At 65.6% G+C, this 17,114-nt stretch carries 17 protein-coding genes; 10 read left to right on the top strand and 7 right to left on the bottom strand.

All coding sequences use genetic code 11. The features are described 5' to 3' along the window. Positions 1–39: 39 nt before the first annotated feature. The 4 genes from IEW02_RS20530 (at position 40) to phoU (ending at position 5,137) form a co-directional block, all read left to right on the top strand. On the top strand, positions 40–1,005 hold the full coding sequence (locus IEW02_RS20530; protein ID WP_188546759.1) for an acyl-ACP desaturase: 966 nt from the start codon (positions 40–42) through the stop codon (positions 1,003–1,005). Between the two features lie 118 nt (positions 1,006–1,123). After that, positions 1,124–2,263 (top strand): tRNA dihydrouridine synthase DusB, encoded by a 1,140-nt coding sequence (gene dusB / locus IEW02_RS20535; protein ID WP_188546760.1) that lies wholly within the window; start codon positions 1,124–1,126, stop codon positions 2,261–2,263. Positions 2,264–2,350: 87 nt separating this feature from the next. Then, a complete protein-coding gene (locus IEW02_RS20540) occupies positions 2,351–4,360 on the top strand; it encodes an LCP family protein (protein WP_371829984.1) in 2,010 nt (669 codons plus the stop codon). A gap of 108 nt (positions 4,361–4,468) precedes the next feature. Further along, the gene (phoU, locus tag IEW02_RS20545) at positions 4,469–5,137 is read left to right on the top strand and encodes a phosphate signaling complex protein PhoU (RefSeq protein WP_188546762.1); all 669 of its coding nucleotides are present in this window, start codon (positions 4,469–4,471) and stop codon (positions 5,135–5,137) included. A 163-nt stretch (positions 5,138–5,300) separates the two neighbouring features. Here phoU and pstB read toward each other — a convergent pair whose 3' ends face one another. The 6 genes from pstB to IEW02_RS20575 form a co-directional block, all read right to left on the bottom strand. After that, entirely contained in the window at positions 5,301–6,077 is a 777-nt protein-coding gene (pstB, locus tag IEW02_RS20550) for a phosphate ABC transporter ATP-binding protein PstB (protein WP_188546763.1), read from the bottom strand. A 12-nt stretch (positions 6,078–6,089) separates the two neighbouring features. Continuing rightward, positions 6,090–6,995 (bottom strand): phosphate ABC transporter permease PstA, encoded by a 906-nt coding sequence (gene pstA / locus IEW02_RS20555; protein WP_371829987.1) that lies wholly within the window; start codon positions 6,993–6,995, stop codon positions 6,090–6,092. A 2-nt stretch (positions 6,996–6,997) separates the two neighbouring features. Then, a complete protein-coding gene (gene pstC, locus IEW02_RS20560) occupies positions 6,998–8,047 on the bottom strand; it encodes a phosphate ABC transporter permease subunit PstC (RefSeq protein ID WP_188546765.1) in 1,050 nt (349 codons plus the stop codon). Between the two features lie 131 nt (positions 8,048–8,178). Continuing rightward, complete coding sequence (pstS, locus tag IEW02_RS20565; protein WP_188546766.1) at positions 8,179–9,297, bottom strand: phosphate ABC transporter substrate-binding protein PstS; 1,119 nt, start codon at positions 9,295–9,297, stop codon at positions 8,179–8,181. A gap of 190 nt (positions 9,298–9,487) precedes the next feature. After that, on the bottom strand, positions 9,488–10,384 hold the full coding sequence (gene mshD, locus IEW02_RS20570; RefSeq protein ID WP_188546767.1) for a mycothiol synthase: 897 nt from the start codon (positions 10,382–10,384) through the stop codon (positions 9,488–9,490). A 13-nt stretch (positions 10,385–10,397) separates the two neighbouring features. Continuing rightward, positions 10,398–11,171, bottom strand: a complete 774-nt coding sequence (locus tag IEW02_RS20575; RefSeq protein ID WP_188546768.1) for a winged helix-turn-helix transcriptional regulator — start codon at positions 11,169–11,171, stop codon at positions 10,398–10,400. A 151-nt stretch (positions 11,172–11,322) separates the two neighbouring features. Between IEW02_RS20575 and IEW02_RS20580 the strand changes: the two genes are divergently transcribed. The 5 genes from IEW02_RS20580 (at position 11,323) to IEW02_RS20600 (ending at position 14,427) form a co-directional block, all read left to right on the top strand. Next, positions 11,323–12,102 (top strand): LmeA family phospholipid-binding protein, encoded by a 780-nt coding sequence (locus IEW02_RS20580; protein WP_188546769.1) that lies wholly within the window; start codon positions 11,323–11,325, stop codon positions 12,100–12,102. After that, positions 12,099–12,533 (top strand): thioredoxin family protein, encoded by a 435-nt coding sequence (locus IEW02_RS20585; protein WP_188546770.1) that lies wholly within the window; start codon positions 12,099–12,101, stop codon positions 12,531–12,533. Before IEW02_RS20580 ends, IEW02_RS20585 begins: the two co-directional genes overlap by 4 nt. A gap of 230 nt (positions 12,534–12,763) precedes the next feature. Beyond that, complete coding sequence (locus IEW02_RS20590; RefSeq protein ID WP_188546771.1) at positions 12,764–13,234, top strand: DUF4395 domain-containing protein; 471 nt, start codon at positions 12,764–12,766, stop codon at positions 13,232–13,234. Positions 13,235–13,285: 51 nt separating this feature from the next. After that, positions 13,286–14,119, top strand: coding sequence for a sulfurtransferase (locus IEW02_RS20595; RefSeq protein WP_188546772.1), 834 nt, complete (start codon positions 13,286–13,288; stop codon positions 14,117–14,119). A gap of 2 nt (positions 14,120–14,121) precedes the next feature. Continuing rightward, positions 14,122–14,427, top strand: coding sequence for a DUF1416 domain-containing protein (locus IEW02_RS20600; RefSeq protein WP_188546773.1), 306 nt, complete (start codon positions 14,122–14,124; stop codon positions 14,425–14,427). A gap of 73 nt (positions 14,428–14,500) precedes the next feature. Here the strand turns inward: IEW02_RS20600 and IEW02_RS20605 are convergent, their stop codons facing one another. Beyond that, a complete protein-coding gene (locus tag IEW02_RS20605; RefSeq protein ID WP_188546774.1) occupies positions 14,501–16,000 on the bottom strand; it encodes a cutinase family protein in 1,500 nt (499 codons plus the stop codon). 291 nt (positions 16,001–16,291) lie between these two features. Here IEW02_RS20605 and IEW02_RS20610 point away from each other — a divergent pair, with 291 nt between their 5' ends. After that, a complete protein-coding gene (locus IEW02_RS20610; RefSeq protein ID WP_229746196.1) occupies positions 16,292–16,972 on the top strand; it encodes a heme-binding beta-barrel domain-containing protein in 681 nt (226 codons plus the stop codon). Positions 16,973–17,114: the final 142 nt, after the last annotated feature.

A 17,114-nucleotide genomic window follows, 5' to 3' on the forward strand; every position in this document is an offset into this window, starting at 1 on the left:
TAGGCTCTCGGCAGTAGTTAACCGACTTGGAGGAAACGCATGGCAAGGGATCTGACACAACTCGAGCTGCTCTCGGAGCTGCAGCCGGTTGCGGAAGAGAACGTCAACAGGCATCTCTCCATGGCGAAGGAATGGCATCCACACGATTACGTTCCGTGGGACGAAGGTCGCAACTTCGCAGCTCTGGGCGGGGAGGACTGGACGCCCGAGCAGTCGCGTCTCGACGAGGTCGCCAAGGCCGCGATGATCACCAACCTCCTCACCGAAGACAACCTTCCGTCGTATCACCGGGAGATCGCTGAGAACTTCTCGCAGGACGGCGCCTGGGGTACCTGGGTCGGCCGCTGGACCGCCGAGGAGAACCGCCACGGCATCGTGATGCGGGACTACCTGGTCGTCACCCGCGGTGTCGATCCCGTCGCTCTCGAGCAGGCCCGCATGGAGCACATGACCAACGGGTTCGCCTCGGCCGTCGCCACCGATACCGACGCCATCGGCTTCCTGCACTCGGTCGCCTACGTCACGTTCCAGGAACTGGCGACCCGCGTGAGTCACCGCAACACCGGCAAGGTCTGCAACGACCCGATCGCCGACCGCATGCTCCAGCGCATCGCCGCGGACGAGAACCTGCACATGATCTTCTACCGCAACCTCTGCGGCGCCGGCCTCGACATCGCCCCGGATCAGACGTTGAAGGCGATCAGCGACATCGTTCAGAACTTCCAGATGCCCGGAGCAGGCATGCCCAACTTCCGCCGCAACGGCGCGATGATGGCCAAGCACGGCATCTACGACCTGCGTCAGCACCTCGAGGACGTCGTGATGCCGGTTCTGCGTAAGTGGAACATTTTCGAGCGCACCGACTTCACGGCCGAAGGTGAGCAGACACGTGAGTCGCTCGCCGCGTTCATCGAGAAGCTCGAGGGACAGGTCCTCAAGTTCGAGGAGCAGCGTGACCGGATGCTCGCCCGTGAGGCAGCGAAACGGGAACAGCAAGCGTCCTGACAACTGGAATTGGCGACGGTCCACGTTCGCCACGTATTCTCGATCGTGCCCGGTCACTGGAAACGGTGACCGGGCACGACCTTTGTTCCCGACCGCTATTGGTGTGTGAGTTCTCTCGATGACGCTGCAGATCGGATCCCTCGAGCTTCGCAGCCCTGTGGTCCTGGCACCCATGGCCGGCGTGACCAACGTCGCGTTCCGCACGCTGTGCCGCGAACTCGAGATCGCGCGGGCCGGCAGCACGTCGGGCCTGTACGTCTGCGAGATGGTCACCGCTCGCGCCTTGGTCGAACGCCAACCGGCCACCCTGCACATGACGACGTTCGCTCCCGAGGAATCGCCGCGATCGCTGCAGCTGTACACCGTCGATCCGGACACCACGTACGACGCCGCGAAGATGATCGTCGACGAGAACATGGCCGACCACATCGACATGAACTTCGGTTGCCCCGTTCCCAAGGTCACCCGTAAGGGCGGCGGCGCAGCGCTGCCCTACAAGCGATCGCTCTTCGGGCGCATCGTCGCGGCAGCGGTCAAAGCCACCGAGGGCACCTCGGTGCCGGTCACCGTCAAGTTCCGCATCGGCATCGACGACGGGCACCACACGCACCTCGACGCGGGCCGTATCGCCGCCGGCGAGGGTGCAGCGGCAGTCGCGTTGCATGCCCGGACCGCGGCACAGCGCTACTCGGGCACGGCGGACTGGTCACAGATCGCTCGCCTGAAGGAGCACGTCACCGACATACCGGTTCTGGGTAACGGAGACATCTTCGGCGCTGACGACGCTGCGCGCATGATGAGCGAGACGGGATGCGACGGAGTGGTCGTGGGACGGGGATGCCTCGGCCGCCCATGGCTGTTCGCGGAACTGAGCGCGGCGCTCAACGGACGCCCCGAGCCGACACCACCGAACCTGGGCGAAGTCGCACAGATCATGCGTCGTCACGCCGAACTCCTGGCCGACCATCACGGGGAAGATCGAGGCCTCCGTGAGTTGCGCAAGCACGTCGCCTGGTACATGCGCGGGTTCCCCGCCGGCTCCGACCTCCGCGTCAAGATGGCCACTGTGTCGACGCTCGGGGAGCTCGATTCGCTTCTCGCCCAACTGGATCCGACCGTTCCGTTCCCGAAGGACGCCGAGGGCCCTCGTGGCCGCCAGGGTTCACCGGGTGCGGTATCGCTGCCCGAAGGATGGCTCGACGACCCCGACGATGCGCGTGTGCCCGAGGGCGCCGATCTGATGCACTCCGGCGGATGATCAGTATCATGGTCGGGACCATCGCACCGGCGATCGGAACGCAGCGGAAGGCCAGGGCGCCAGGTGGGTGACGACAACGACTCGGGTGTGCCCACACCGCGTCGGCCCGCTCCCTGGGAACGTCGAATATCGCACGTTGCTCCGGATTCGCGGCAACCGACACCGCGCCCGCCCAGTCCGCGACCTCCCGTCGCGGCTCCCCCGGCCGAGGCACCTGCACCGCCCGAGCCGGACCGACCGCCGCCAGCTCCGGCCAGGAAGTTCGGTATTCGCGGTCGTCGTCAGGCCCCGGAGACGACGGGACGAGTCTCCGTCGCCGAACTCGTCGATCAGATCGGTCAACTCTCACGTACGACGGACGACGAGCCGACCCGCTCCTCCCCGCCCGACATCGACTCCCACCCGGGCGAGGACGCGCCGACCACCCGCTTGCCCGCGGTGGATGCCGCTCCCGTCTCGCCGACCACCCCTCCGCCGACCACCCCTCCGCCGACCACCCCGCCGCCGAACCCTCCTGCGGTCGAACGCCCCCATGCCGAACCAGAGGCGGTCGGCCCGGTTGCGCCTCCCACGCTGACCCGCCTGGCGCTCAACCGCGCGCGCAAACGCAAACGCGCCAGGATGGCCGGGCGAGTGCTCGTCTCGTTCGTCGCCGTCATGGCGTTGGTGTTGACCGGCGTGGTGTGGGCGTATCTTCGCTCCACCGACCAGGGCTTCTCGCAGGTGGCGGCACTCGATCCAGATTCGACCGACGTCGTCGACGCACCGGGCCAGTACGGTGACGAGACGTATCTGATCGTCGGCACCGACACCCGCGCGGGGGCCAGCGGCGAGGTGGGTGCGGGCAGTGTCGCCGACGCGGAAGGCGCCCGATCCGACACCGTGATGCTGGTGAACATTCCCGCCGATCGTTCTCGGGTGGTGGCCGTGTCGTTCCCCCGCGACCTCGACGTCGAACGTCCCGAGTGCGAGGGGTGGGACTCGAACACAGGTGATTACACCGGCGAGATGTACGAGGCCGCCGACGGCGACAAGCTCAACGCCACCTACGCGCTGGGTGGTCCGAAGTGTCTGGTGAAGGTCATCCAGAAAATGTCGGGACTGAAGATCAGCCACTTCGTCGGAATGGATTTCGCCGGCTTCGAGTCGATGGTCAACGAGGTGGGCGGCGTCGACGTCTGCACCACCACCCCGTTGATCGACGACGAACTCGGCACCGTACTCGCCAATCCCGGTACGCAGCTGATCAACGGGGCCACAGCACTGAACTACGTGCGCGCCCGCAAGGTCGAGGCCGAAGGAACCGGTGACTACGGCCGCATCAAACGCCAGCAACTCTTCCTGTCGTCGCTGCTGCGGTCGGTGCTCTCGAACAAGGTTCTGTTCGATCCCGGCAAGCTCAATGGCTTCGTCACGGCGTTCACTCGGGACACGTTCGTCGAGAACGTCAAGACTGCAGACCTCCTCACGCTGGGCAAATCGCTGCGCGACGTCGATGCCGGTGCCGTCACCTTCCTCACCGTTCCGACCGCCGGCACCACCGACTACGGCAACGAGATCCCTCGTATGTCCGACATCACGGCCATCTTCACCGCGATCATCAACGACCAACCGCTGCCGGGCGAATCACGGTCCATCACCGGGCCCACCACGCCGACGACTCCTCCTCCGGCTCCGGTCCTCTCGTTGGCAGTCGACCCGTCGACGGTGTCGGTGCAGGTGTCCAACGGGTCGGAGATGAGCGGCCTCGCCGCCACGACCGCCGACGGTCTCGCGTCGTACGGATTCCAGATCGTCGGCACCGGAAACGCGGACTCGACCAGCGCACAGACCGTCGTTCGTTACGCCGCAGGCCAGGAAAGCGAAGCGGCGACGGTCGCCAGCGGACTCCCCGGCTCCCTCCTGGAGGAGACGGCGAGCCTCGGGGGCATCATCGAGGTCGTGGTCGGCTCCGACTTCGCCGGAACGGTCGTCGCCCCGACGCCCCTCGGCACGCAGCTTCCCGCCATCGGTACCACCTCGACACTCCCCGTGACGGACGTCGCACTTCCGGCAGACTTGACCGTCACCAACGCAGCGGACGACACCTGCGCGTGAGCATGGCTGGTCTTCTGCCCGACCGGCCTCCGGCCTTCCCGCGCCATTCACCCCGCGTTCATCGCGTGCATGCACCGTATGTGCGGTTCTGCCCGTAAAATTCACGTCATGCGCGTGGCTTACAACGAACAGATGACAGAGCTCGCCGACATCCTCGGGGAGATGGCCGGTTTGGCCGGGAAAGCGATGGAGCGGGCGACGCAATCGCTGCTCCAGGCGGATCTGCGGATCGCGGAGCAGGTGATCGGCGACCACGATCGGATGACCGAGCTCAGCGCGACTGCCGAGGAGCGCGCCTTTGCCCTCCTCGCCCTGCAGGCACCCGTCGCCGGCGATCTTCGCTCGGTGGTGTCCGGCATCCAGATCGTCGCCGACATCGACCGCATGGGGGCACTCGCCCTCCACGTCGCGAAGATCGCGCGCCGTCGCCACCCTCAGCACGCACTGCCCGAGGAAGTGAACGGGTACTTCGCGGAAATGGGGCGCATTGCCGTCGCTCTCGGAGCGTCGGCGCGGGAGGTCCTGGAAACCCGCGATCCCGAGCGCGCCGCCAAACTGCGCGAGGAGGACGAGGCAATGGACGACCTGCACAAGCATTTGTTCAGCGTCCTGATGGACCGCGAGTGGAGCCACGGCGTGGCTGCCGCCGTCGACGTCACCCTGCTCGGCCGCTTCTACGAACGCTTCGCCGACCACGCCGTCGAGGTGGGACGCCGCGTGATCTTCCTCGTCACCGGCTCGCTGCCGTCGGATCTGGATTCAATTCCGGCGAAGTAGTAACGGAACCCATTCACGACTGAGGGGCACCCCGAGCGCAGTGATGCGACTCGGGGTGCCCCTTATTCGTGTGTCGACCTGTTGCTGCGCATCACGACTCAGGGGCACATTCGGTCGAGTGGATCGACCGAATATGCCCCTGAGTCGGAGAACAGGTGACGATTTATCCGAAGCGGCCCGAGATGTAGTCCTCGGTGGCCTTCTGCGTCGGATTCGAGAAGATCTTCTCGGTGTCGTCGATCTCGATGAGACGGCCGGGCTTACCCGTCGCTTCGAGGTTGAAGAACGCCGTCTGGTCGCTCACGCGCGCAGCCTGCTGCATGTTGTGCGTGACGATGACGATGGTGAAGTCCTTCTTCAGCTCGGTGATCAAGTCTTCGATCGCGAGCGTGGAGATGGGGTCCAGGGCCGAGCACGGCTCGTCCATGAGGAGCACGTCGGGCTGCACGGCGATGGCGCGCGCGATGCACAGACGCTGCTGCTGACCACCCGAGAGGCCACCACCGGGCTTGTCGAGACGGTCCTTGACCTCGTTCCACAGGTTGGCGCCCTTGAGGGACCGCTCGGCGGTCTCGTCGAGCTCCTTCTTCGACCGTCCACCCTGCAGCTTCAGGCCGGCAACCACGTTGTCCTTGATCGACATCGTCGGGAACGGGTTGGGGCGCTGGAACACCATGCCGATGGTGCGGCGGACACCGACCGGGTCGACGTTGTTGCCGTAGATGTCGTCCCCGTCGAGCAGGATCGAGCCGTCGACTCGCGCGCCGGGCGTGACCTCGTGCATGCGGTTCATCGTCCGCAGCACCGTGGACTTGCCACAGCCCGACGGACCGATGAACGCGGTCACGTTGCGCGGAGGAACGGACAGGCCCACATCGGCCACCGCGTGGAACTTGCCGTAGTAGATGTTGACGTCTTTGAGATCGAGTCGTTTTGCCATGGTCGGTTCCCTCTACTTGCTCTTGACGGCGGAGAACCGTCCGATGAATTTGGCGAAGATGTTCAGTACGGCGATGATCAGGATCAGCGTCAGTGCTGCTCCCCAGATGCGGTCGGTGCCGGCCTGCGTCGGGTTGGCGGTCTCGGACACCATGAGGCTCGGCAGCGAACCCATCTCTCCGCCGAAGATGTCGAAGTTGATGAACGGTGCGTAGCCGACCAGGATCAGCAACGGTGCCGTCTCACCGAGGACGCGGGCGAGCGCCAGCATGATGCCCGTGATGACGCCGGGAAGGGCCGTCGGCAGGACGATCGACGAGATGGTCTTCCACTTGGGGACACCCAGGGCGTACGACGCCTCGCGCAGATCCTGCGGGACGATGCGCAGCATCTCTTCGGTGCTGCGCACGACGACCGGCACCATCAACAGCACGAGGGCCAGGGAGACCGCGAACGCCGACTTGGGAAGACCGAAGGTCGATATCCACAAGGCGTAGATGAACAACGCGGCAACGATGGACGGGACACCGCTGAGGATGTCGACCATGAACGTGGTGATGCGGCCGAGCTTCGACTTGCCGGCGTACTCCACGAGGTAGATCGCGACGAAGAGGCCCAGCGGGATCGAGATGATCGCGCACACCAGGCCCTGCAGGAGAGTGCCGATGATGGCGTGATAGACGCCGCCACCCGAGGACGACGCCGTCAGTCCGCTGAGCGAGTTGGTGAACCACGTGCCGGTGCTGATCGCGCCGATTCCGCGCGAGATCACGGTGTAGAGAACCCAGATCAGCGGGACCAACGCGATCAGCAGCGACGCGGTGACCAGCACTGTCGCCGTGATGTCGGTGAACTTCCTGCGTCCGCTGACGCCCTGGAACGTGGGCTTCTTGACGGGGGATTCGAGGGTTTGAGTCACGGTCATGCCTTCTTTCCGGCGACGGCCGCACGAGCGCCGGCGTTCACGACGAACGTGAGTACGAACAGCACCAGACCGGCGGCGATGTAGGCACCGGCCTGAATGTCGTTGTTGAACTCGGCGTATCCGAGGGCGATCTTCGACGCGATCGTGGAACCGCTGTCGAACAACGAGTACCCGAACGCCTGCGATGTGGTGCGCAGGATCAGGTACAGCGCGATGGTCTCACCGAGGGCGCGGCCGAGGCCGAGCATCGATCCGCTGATGTAACCAGACTTGCCGAACGGGATCACGGTGATACGAACGACTTCCCAGCGAGTGGCGCCGAGGGCGAGTGCGGCCTCGATGTTCGCCTTGGGTGTCTGCACGAACACCTCGCGGGTGACAGCGGTGATGATCGGCAGGATCATGACGGCGAGGACGATTCCGGCGGTGAAGATCGTTCCGCCCGAGGCGATGTTTCCGGTGCCGTCGGAGAACAGGAAGATCCACGAGAGGTTCTCGTTCAGCCACACGGCGACCGGAGCGATGGCCGGGGCGAGCACGAGCAGACCCCAGAGGCCGTAGACGATCGACGGGACCGCGGCGAGCAAGTCGATGATGTACGCCAGCGGCCCGCGGAGGCGCTTGGGCGAGTACTGGGTGAGGAAGATGGCGATACCGAGCGAGATCGGCATCGCGATCACCAGCGCGAACAGTGCAACCATCACCGTGACCTGGAACAGGTCCAGCACACCGAACGCCATGGCGTTCAGGTCGGTGGTCACCCATTGCCGAGAGAACAGGAAGTTGGCCTCGTTGCGGCTCAGCGCGGGGACGGCCCGCCAGACGAGGAAGAACCCGATCGCGGCAATCAACACGGTGATCGCCAGTGCCGAACCCGTGGCGAGCGAGGTGAAGATCCGGTCTCCCGGTCTCACCACTGTCTTGGGCGTTCCGGTCTTGGTCGTACTGATCGGTTCCTCCGGTTTTCCGAGCGGGGCGCTGCTTCCGGACCCGCTCGTGGCGGTGGCGGAAGCGCGGTGTGCCGACTGGGTTGGCGCGTCACTCATTCGCGGTCGCATTTCTTCTCGGTCGAAACGGTAAACCCTCGGTGCGGATGGATCCACCGAGGATGGTGGTGCCGGTGAGGGCCCGATTCGAGAACCAGGCCCCCACCGTCGAACTGTTCAGCGATCAAGAATCAGGCGATGGCGTCGATGGACGCGGTCACTCGTTCCTTGAAGGAGTCGGGCAGCGGCACGTAGCCCTGCTCGCCGAGGTTCGCCTGTCCCTCGTTCGCTGCACTGGTGAGGAAGGACTTGACGGCGGCCGTGGTGTCGGCGTCGTATCCCTTCGAGCAGACGATCTCGTACGTGGCGAGCACCAGCGGGTATGCACCCTCGGTGGTCGTGCCGTAGATGGACTTCAGGTCCAGCGTCAGGTCACCGGCGCCGTCCTTGACGAATGCTGCTCCGTCGATGGCCTTGGTGGCCGTCTCGTTGTTGAGCTCGACGCCGCCGCCGCCGGTGTCGATCTTCGCGACCGTGAGCTTGTTCTGGTCTGCGAAGGACTTCTCGACGTAGGTGATCGATCCGGGAGCGCCGGCCACTGCCTGCGCAACACCTGCGGAGCCGCGAGCACCCTCGCCGACGCCACCGACGAAGTCGGATCCGGCGCCCTGGGTCCATGCACCGTTCGAGGCGGTGGTCAGGTACTGCTGGAAGTTGTCGGTGGTGCCGGACGAATCCGAGCGGGTGATCGGGGTGATCGGGGTGGAGGGAAGCGTGACGCCCTCGTTCAGCGCGGCGATCGCCGGATCGCTCCAGGTGGTGATGCCACCGTTGAAGATCTTGGCGATGGTCTCGCCGTTGAGCGTCAGGTCGTCGACGCCGTCGAGGGTGTAGGCCACGGCAACCGGACCGAAGACGAGGGGGAGGTTCCAGGCTTCGCCGCCGACGCAGCGAGTGGCGGCCTGTGCGAGCTGGTCGCCCTTGATGGCGGAGTCGGAGCCGGCGAAGTCGACCTGGCCGGCGATGAACTGGGTACGTCCGTCACCCGAGCCGCTGGGGTTGTAGGCGACGTTGACCGTCTTGTCCTTGGACTGGCAGACACCGATGTAGGTGGACACGAACTGGTCCATTGCGTTCTTCTGGGCGGACGAGCCGGCGGCCGAGAGGTTGGCCTTGCCCTCGCACGTGGCGGTGGAGCTCGACGTATCGACACCCGTCGACGCAGCGTTGTTGTCACTGCCGCACGCGACGAGAGACATCGCCCCGATGGCCGCCGCTGCCAGAACGACTGCGTTGCGCTGGAAATTCACCTGTTTCCTCCGGAAATCGCGCGGCACCTGCCGAGCGGAAAAGTCCCCGATGCGTCCCTGACGGCCGCATCGAGCAGCAAGATGCTGCCCGCAGATGAAGGTAAAGGCCACGTATGGACGGAACACCCCGGCAAGGTGAACGCGAGGTGAACAGCCGGGTCGTATGTCCGTTTCTCGGGGCGAGCTGTGATCAGGCGCGGGCGTAGGCCACGTCGACGTGAAAACGGGTGAAACCCAGTCTGTCGTAGGTGTGAACCGCAGCCGAGTTGTCCGACTCGACGTAGAGCAGAACCGCGGGACCCTTGCTCTCGAGGTAGTGCAGCCCTGCCAGCGTCAGAAGCCGTCCGAGACCCCTCCCCTGCGCCGCCGGGTCGATACCGACGACGTAGACCTCGCCGAGCTGGGGGTCCGCACCTTCGGGGGCGTGCACCTTGGTCCAATGGAACCCGAGAACATGGTTCGGCTCGTCCGCAGGGGTGGCGACGAAGAGCCCGGCCGGGTCGAACCACGGCTCCGATCGCCGCTGGTCGATGTCGTCCTGCGTCCACCCACCCTGCTCCGGATGCCACGCGAACGCGGCGTTGTTCACGCGCAGAATTTCGGCGTCGTCCGACTCGCGATAGGTGCGCAACGAAATCCCATCCGGTACAACGAGTTCGGGGAGGGTCTCCGTCGTCGGCCGGCGCATCTGCAGCAGTTCACGAACCGAGGTCAGCGTCAGCTTCTCCGCCACCCGCACCGCGGCCGGCAGCTGTCCGTGTGCCCAGATCCTGCCGCTCCCGGTCACTGCGGCGTCGACCAGTGCGGTACCGACCCCACGGCCGCGGTGCTCCGGATCGACGACACCCTCGGCCATGTCGACGGCGTCTTCGCTGTCACTTTGTGCTGCAACGACATTGGCGTATCCCACGACGTCGTCGCCGTCGAGCGCGAGTAGGTGACGGCTGCCGTCCCCGACCGAGATCGCCCGGACCGCCTGCTCCGAGATCGGCGCGGTTCCGTCGATTTCCGTTGCGCGAGAAATGATCTCGGTGACAGCGCGAACCTGATCGGGAGTGGGCGAGGATTCTACGATGTGCACGGTCACGATCCTGACACGCCTAGTAGGCGGTGGTGTTCGCGGGTGCGTACTCGACCCCGCCGGGTTCGTCCGGTTCGTAGTCGTCGTCGTTGCCGGCCGCGGACTGTCCGGGCTTGCCGGATCCCCGAGCCGGGCGCACGGCCTTGTAACCGACGTTGCGCACCGTGCCGATCAACGACTCGTACTCGCTGCCGAGCTTCGCGCGGAGCCGCCGAACGTGCACGTCGACGGTACGGGTGCCACCGAAGAAGTCGTATCCCCACACTTCCTGCAGGAGTTGAGCTCTGGTGAAGACTCGTCCGGCGTGCTGCGCCAGATACTTGAGGAGCTCGAACTCCTTGTACGTGAGGTCGAGGGGACGGCCGCGCAGACGGGCTGTGTAGGTGCCCTCGTCGATGATCAGTTCACCCAGGGTGATCTTTCCCGACGCCTCGGGACTGGACACTCCCCCGTGTCGACCGACCAGCAGTCGCAGACGGGCGTCGAGTTCCGCGGGGCCGGTGGTGGGCAGAAGTACGTCGTCGACTCCCCACTCGGAGTTGACGGCGACGAGACCGCCCTCGGTCAGGACTGCGACGACCGGTACGGCGGAGCCTGCGCTTCCCAGGAGCCGGCACAGTCCCCGAGCCGCGGCCAGGTCGGTACGCGCGTCGACGAGTGCCACGTCGGCAGTTCCGGCTTCGAGCAAGGACGACACTTCGGTGGGCGCGGGGCGGACGGTGTGCGCAAGGAGCGACAGCGAGGGCAACACGGCTTCCGGGTCGGGATCGGAAGTCAAGAGCAGCAGCTCCACGGTGTCTCCCGTTCTCTTCCGACTGTGAGGGCACGACGATGATCGGTGCCCGGCGGTGGACGCTCGAGCAGTTGATGTTCGGGTGACAGACTAGCGTGTTCCCGCCAGGTACCGTCGGACGCGGCCCATCGATCAAGCTCGTGAGGAACTCGTGCGAAAACTGATTGTCGGTGTTGTGGCGCTGCTCGCCATTGCGCTCGTAGCCGATTTCGGGACCGCGGCTTATTCGGAGTATCGCGTCTCACGGGCACTGCGCGACGGCGGCGAATTGACCGCCGACCCGGAGGTCACCATTCACGGATTTCCTTTTCTGACGCAGGCCGCTCGTGGTGACTACAGCCGGGTGGAAATACGCGCGCAGGACGTACCGACGGAGTACGTGAACAAGACGACCATCGAGGCGACGCTGCGCGGGGTTCGCATACCCGCGTCCGACCTCGTCGACGGATCGGTTCGTACGGTCCCCGTCGACCGGTTGGACGGGCGTGTACGCATCGAGGCGACCGACCTCGGGCAGTTCCTCGACATCCCCGACCTCCAGGTTTCTGCGCCGCCGGCGGACAAATCGGACGGAACGGGTGGGTCCGGCGGGTCCGGGAAGACCACGACCGGCGCCGTCGTTCTGTCGGGGACGGTGTCCGTCGGTCCGTTGAACACGGCCGTCAGTGTCACAGCGGAGCTACAGCTCGATGGCGACAAGGTGAACATCGTCGCCAGCGACTTCTACTTCGGACCCGAGGGCGAGGCCGACTTCACCATTCCGGACATCCTGAAACCTACTGTTCTCGGTTTGTTCACCAAGACCATCGATCGTCAGCAACTTCCGTTCGGAATTACCCCTACGTCCGTCTACGCGGAGGGCGGCGAGATCGTCATCGAGGGGACCGGAACCGGCATCACCATCGACCTCGAATCGATCCGGACGCCGTGACGGGAATCACAGTTATCGTCGTGGTCGTCGCGCTGGCCGTGGTGGTCGGATTCGTCGTCACCCGACGCGAGGGCAAAGTCCGGTCGATCCGCCCCGCGGAGGCCGCGAACGACCGCGTCGAACAGCTCCTGGCCGCCGGCGTGCAGCGGGGTGTCCCGACCGTCCTGCACTTCTCCGCGTCGTGGTGCGGGCCCTGCGCAGCGGTCCGTCGAGTCGTCGCATCCGTGGTGTCCGACTCGGCTTCCGTCGACGGACCGGCCCCCGTCGAGGTGGAGGTCGACATGGACGAGAACCCGGCGCTCGCCCGTGAAATGGGCGTGATGTCGTTACCGACCACGTTCGTGCTCGACGCCCACCTGGTCGAGCGTTCGCGCGTATCCGGAGTGCCGTCCGCCCGCGACCTCGTCGCCGCCATCGAGTCGGCGCGTTGACCCGACGGTCGGACCTGCATGAATCGGAGGGTAGAATCGCCTCCGTGATCGACCGCCGCGAGCTTTTGCTCACCCGACGCCGCACAGTGGATCTGTGCCGCCTCGGTGGCTGTTGCTGTTGTCGTCTCTGACGTTCACCGTCCACGACAGGTGATCTGCGCGCCCGATCGGCGCTTCGATCCCGGCCATGTCTGCCACGCGACACGAGTCATCTCTCACAGGAGTTTCCTATGCCCCCTTCCAGCGACACGTCCGTGTCCACCGCCGCTTCCGACCAGGTCGACGTGCGCGGCCCACGCTTCAACGCCTGGGTCACCACGGCAGTCCTCGTGGTCGTCCTGCTCGTGTCGACGTTCTCGACCGTCGCCGCGGGCGTGATACTGCTGCTGCAAGCCGTCTCCTTCGCGATCGGTGCGGCCGCCGGACCCAAGCGCAGCCCGTACGGCCGGCTGTTCGCCGCTGCGGTCGCACCGCGTCTGGGACCGGTCACCGAGCGCGAACCCGTCGCGCCGTTGCGATTCGCTCAACTCGTCGGATTCGTGTTCGCCGCAATCGGTGTCGTCGGTTTCGCGACCGGCCTCGCCGCCGTGGGCGTGGTGGCGACGGCGTTCGCGTTGTTCGCCGCGATTCTGAACGCCGCGTTCGCAATTTGCTTGGGCTGCAAGCTCTATCCGCTCGTCGCTCGTTTACGTACTGCCTGACACCGCACGATTTCGCTTCATTCTTCCGTCACGAACCGAAAGGAACCATCCATGGCTCGCTCCGACGTCCTGGTCTCTGCCGACTGGGCCGAGCAGAACCTCGCCACACCCAACGTCGTCCTCGTCGAGGTCGACGAGGACACCAGTGCCTACGACACCGGTCACATCGAGGGTGCGATCAAGCTCGACTGGAAGAACGACCTGCAGGATTCGGTTCGCCGCGATTTCCTGAACCAGGAGCAGTTCTCGGATCTGCTGTCCTCCAAGGGCGTCACCAAGGACGACACGGTGATCCTCTACGGCGGCAACAACAACTGGTTCGCCGCCTACGCCTACTGGTACTTCAAGCTGTACGGCCACAAGGATGTTCGGCTGCTCGACGGTGGTCGAAAGAAGTGGGAGCTCGACGGCCGGCCGTTGAGCACCGACACCGTGACACGTGAGCACGCGACGTACAAGGCCGAGTCGCCCGATCTGTCCATTCGTGCGTTCCGCGACGAGGTCATCGACGCCATCGGAACCAAGAACCTTCTCGACATTCGCTCCCCCGACGAGTACTCGGGCAAGATCCTCGCGCCGGCCCACCTTCCGCAGGAGCAGAGCCAGCGCCCCGGACACATCCCCGGTGCCGTGAACGTTCCGTGGAGCAAGGCAGCCAACGAGGACGGCACGTTCAAGTCCGACGACGAGCTCAAGGAGCTCTACGACGGTGTCGGTATCGACCCCTCGAAGGGCACGATCGCCTACTGCCGCATCGGCGAGCGTTCGTCGCACAGCTGGTTCGCACTCACACAGCTGCTCGGCTACGACAACGTCAAGAACTACGACGGCAGCTGGACCGAGTACGGCTCCCTCGTGGGAGCACCTATCGAGTTGGGAGAATAGACATGTGTGGAGCACCCACTCAGGGACAGACCTTGCCGGCCGGCGTCGACATCGAGAAGGAGACGGTCATCACCGGCCGTGTTCTCGCGTCCGACGGTCAGCCCATCGGCGGAGCGTACGTCCGCCTGCTCGACAGCACCGGTGAGTTCACCGCCGAGGTAGTCGCTTCGGGCACAGGCGATTTCCGTTTCTTCGCCGCGCCCGGTAACTGGACGCTTCGTGCGCTCTCGTCGTCGGGCAACGGCGGCGCCACGATCAACCCCGAAGGCGCGGGCATTCACGAGCAGAACGTGACCGTCGACGCCTGACGCTCCCGTTCGACAAGAAAGGCCCCGACTCCCTGCCTGTGGAGTCGGGGCCTTTCTCATGTCGCGATGCCGATCAGGGAACCGACTTGATCGGAACGGGCTGCGGGCCGATGCCGAACGACTGCAGCAGAGACCCGAACGAGTCGTCGATGGTCACCTGCGGCTGCGCGGGCGGAGCGGCAGAACCGGGTGCGACCGGTGGGATCACCTGCGCCGGAGCCGGTTCGGTCGAGGCCGCCGGCGGTTGCTCCGCGTCCCGTCGCTCGCTGTCCTGCTGCGCGAGCGTGGTGATCCATCGGATCATCTTGTCGCTCTCCCACTCTCGTCCCGGCAAGGCGTTCCAGTAGGTGAGGTGCTGGAGGAAGCCGAAAGCGATGTACGGCTCGGTGATCAGCTGGGCGATGTCCGCGTTGTCCTCCGCGAAGCCCACGCGCTCCGCATTCAGCTTGGCGTTCACCACTTCTCGGCCGGGCCCCGCCGCCCACTGCAACGCAGCGAGGACCTGAGCCTGCGTCGGCGGCGGGTCCGGGGTGCCGCGCGGTTCCGTCCGATCGGACTCGCGGAGCACGACGTCGAGAGCGGATTCTTCCGACGTCGCGAACTCGGGATGCGCGAAGACATAGGCGATCGAGCGGGCAGCGGTGGCGGCAACCACGTTGGACAATTCCGTCACCGTCGAGACGAGGTCGAGGGGGTCCCAGTGGACCTGCCCGAAGACTCCGAGCAGCAGCGGCAGCATCGCGATGTTGCGGGGCGCATCGCACGAGAGATCGTACGGTCGGCACGCCCACAACATCTTGTCGGTGAGCTTCCCGTAGTCCTTGGGCTCACTCGACATGAAGCCGCCGCCCGACGGGCCCGCGATGTCGATCGACGGCGTCCCCGCGGGCCGGTACGGATCACCGACCAGACCCACGCCGAGGACGTCGCTCGCGTTGACGGCCGCGTCGTCGGGCCGGCTGCCGATGTCGACGCTCACACGCTCGGCCACCTCCGCGCCGATGCTGTAGCCCACGATGACGAACTTCGTCGCGGTGCCGCACCTGGCCTTGTTCTCGTCGAGGATTCTGTTGGTGCTCGCAACTCCCTCGGCCGTCGAGTCCTGGTACGTCGGATTGCGTTCGCCGATGCCGATACCGTCGGTTGCCGGGTAGGGAACGTAGAGCCAGCCGACGCGGTTGGGCGTCGACGCGTTCTTCTCCCCGGTAGGAACGGTGAGGTTGGCGATCCAGTTCTGCAGCGGAAGGCGCGCTTCTTCGTCCAGTGGGTTCTTGTCGACGGAGGTGTCCGAACCACCGGACAACGCCACGATGAGGACATCGGGGCACGTCTGCGCGTAATTGTTCGGATCGAGGTTGAGCTCGTCGGACTTGGGGGCAATCCCGAGAATCGTGGGGAGGTCGACCTTCGGAGGTCCGTCGGACACCTGAAGCGGGGCCTGACCGGGCGTCGCGCCGTCCGGGTCGACCGGGGCCGCGGTGGCCACACCCGCGGTCACCCCGGACGCGCACAGCACCGCAGCTGCCAGCACTGCCGCCGCGCCGCGCACGGACTCTGTCAACGAAAGACGCATTCTCCACACCGAACTTCCCGCGAGCGCCCTCACGCGCTCGCACAACCGTTGAGCACCGGTCACACGCGGCGCCCGATCACCCTACGAGACGGGGGTCACCGCCGACAGGCGATCGCAGTCGTGCGGACCGGCCCCGGGACAAGTCACAGCAACCAGCCCGAGAGTTGTACTAGACCCCCTGAGTTAAGATGAGAACGTGGTCATCTTCTTCGAGGTCCTGCTGGTCCTGGCGTCCATCCTCATCGGGTGGTTCGCGCTGTACGTCGTGTACCGCTTGGTCACCGACGAGTCGTGAGCGACCCGCACGATCAGAGTTCCGAACCGGTTCTTCCGCCCGTTACCAGCGGTGATCAGGCTGTAGCCGATGCGGAAGAACGCGCGCGAGTGACCGCTGGGCGCAATTTGCCTGCGCTCGACGATCTTCCGGCGCCCGACGACACCGCAAATCTGCGGCAGGGCCCCGACCTGAATCACGACATGCTCGCTCTCATCCCCCTCGTCGGAGTATGGCGAGGCGACGGCGAGGGTCACGACCCCGAGACCGGCGACTATCCGTTCGGGCAACAGATCGTCGTCAAGCACGACGGTGGTCCGTATCTCAGCTGGGAAGCGCGGTCCTGGAAGCTCGACACCGGCGGCAGCTACCTCGCCCCGGATCTGCGCGAGAGCGGTTTCTGGAGGGTCAGCGGTTCCGGCGCTCCCGGAGACGAGAACGCCGAAGTCATCGAACTTCTTCTCACCCACAGCTCCGGCTTGCTCGAGCTGTTCTACGGCCACGCTCTGAACCAGTCGTCGTGGGAACTCGTCACCGACGTCGTGGCGCGCAGCACGTCCGGCGCGTTGGTCGGCGGCGCAAAGCGGCTGTACGGAATCGTCGAGGGTGGTGACCTCGCGTACGTCGAGGAGCGCATCGGGGCGGACGGGTCACTCGAACCGCGTCTGTCGGCGAGGCTTCAGCGGTACGTGGGCTGACCACATTCGGAACAGGTCGTGTAACGCAACGACCCCCGAGCCCTACCGCTGTTCCACGTGCAATGCATTACACAAACAAATGCACTGCCGAAACAAGGGTCCCGGTCTGGACGGACCGGGGGCTCGGGGGTCGGGTAGCTGC

Source organism: Rhodococcoides trifolii (genome assembly GCF_014635345.1).
In the GTDB taxonomy this organism is placed as follows: domain Bacteria; phylum Actinomycetota; class Actinomycetes; order Mycobacteriales; family Mycobacteriaceae; genus Rhodococcoides; species Rhodococcoides trifolii.

Excerpts from the sequence above, each read along its gene's own strand:
- IEW02_RS20530 (WP_188546759.1), top strand. The coding sequence starts at position 40 with ATGGCAAGGGATCTGACACAACTCGAGCTGCTCTCGGAGCTGCAGCCG.
- dusB (WP_188546760.1), top strand. The coding sequence starts at position 1,124 with ATGACGCTGCAGATCGGATCCCTCGAGCTTCGCAGCCCTGTGGTCCTG.
- phoU (WP_188546762.1), top strand. The coding sequence starts at position 4,469 with ATGCGCGTGGCTTACAACGAACAGATGACAGAGCTCGCCGACATCCTC.
- pstB (WP_188546763.1), bottom strand. The coding sequence starts at position 6,077 with ATGGCAAAACGACTCGATCTCAAAGACGTCAACATCTACTACGGCAAG.
- pstC (WP_188546765.1), bottom strand. The coding sequence starts at position 8,047 with ATGAGTGACGCGCCAACCCAGTCGGCACACCGCGCTTCCGCCACCGCC.
- IEW02_RS20590 (WP_188546771.1), top strand. The coding sequence starts at position 12,764 with ATGCCCCCTTCCAGCGACACGTCCGTGTCCACCGCCGCTTCCGACCAG.
- IEW02_RS20595 (WP_188546772.1), top strand. The coding sequence starts at position 13,286 with ATGGCTCGCTCCGACGTCCTGGTCTCTGCCGACTGGGCCGAGCAGAAC.
- IEW02_RS20600 (WP_188546773.1), top strand. The coding sequence starts at position 14,122 with ATGTGTGGAGCACCCACTCAGGGACAGACCTTGCCGGCCGGCGTCGAC.
- IEW02_RS20605 (WP_188546774.1), bottom strand. The coding sequence starts at position 16,000 with ATGCGTCTTTCGTTGACAGAGTCCGTGCGCGGCGCGGCGGCAGTGCTG.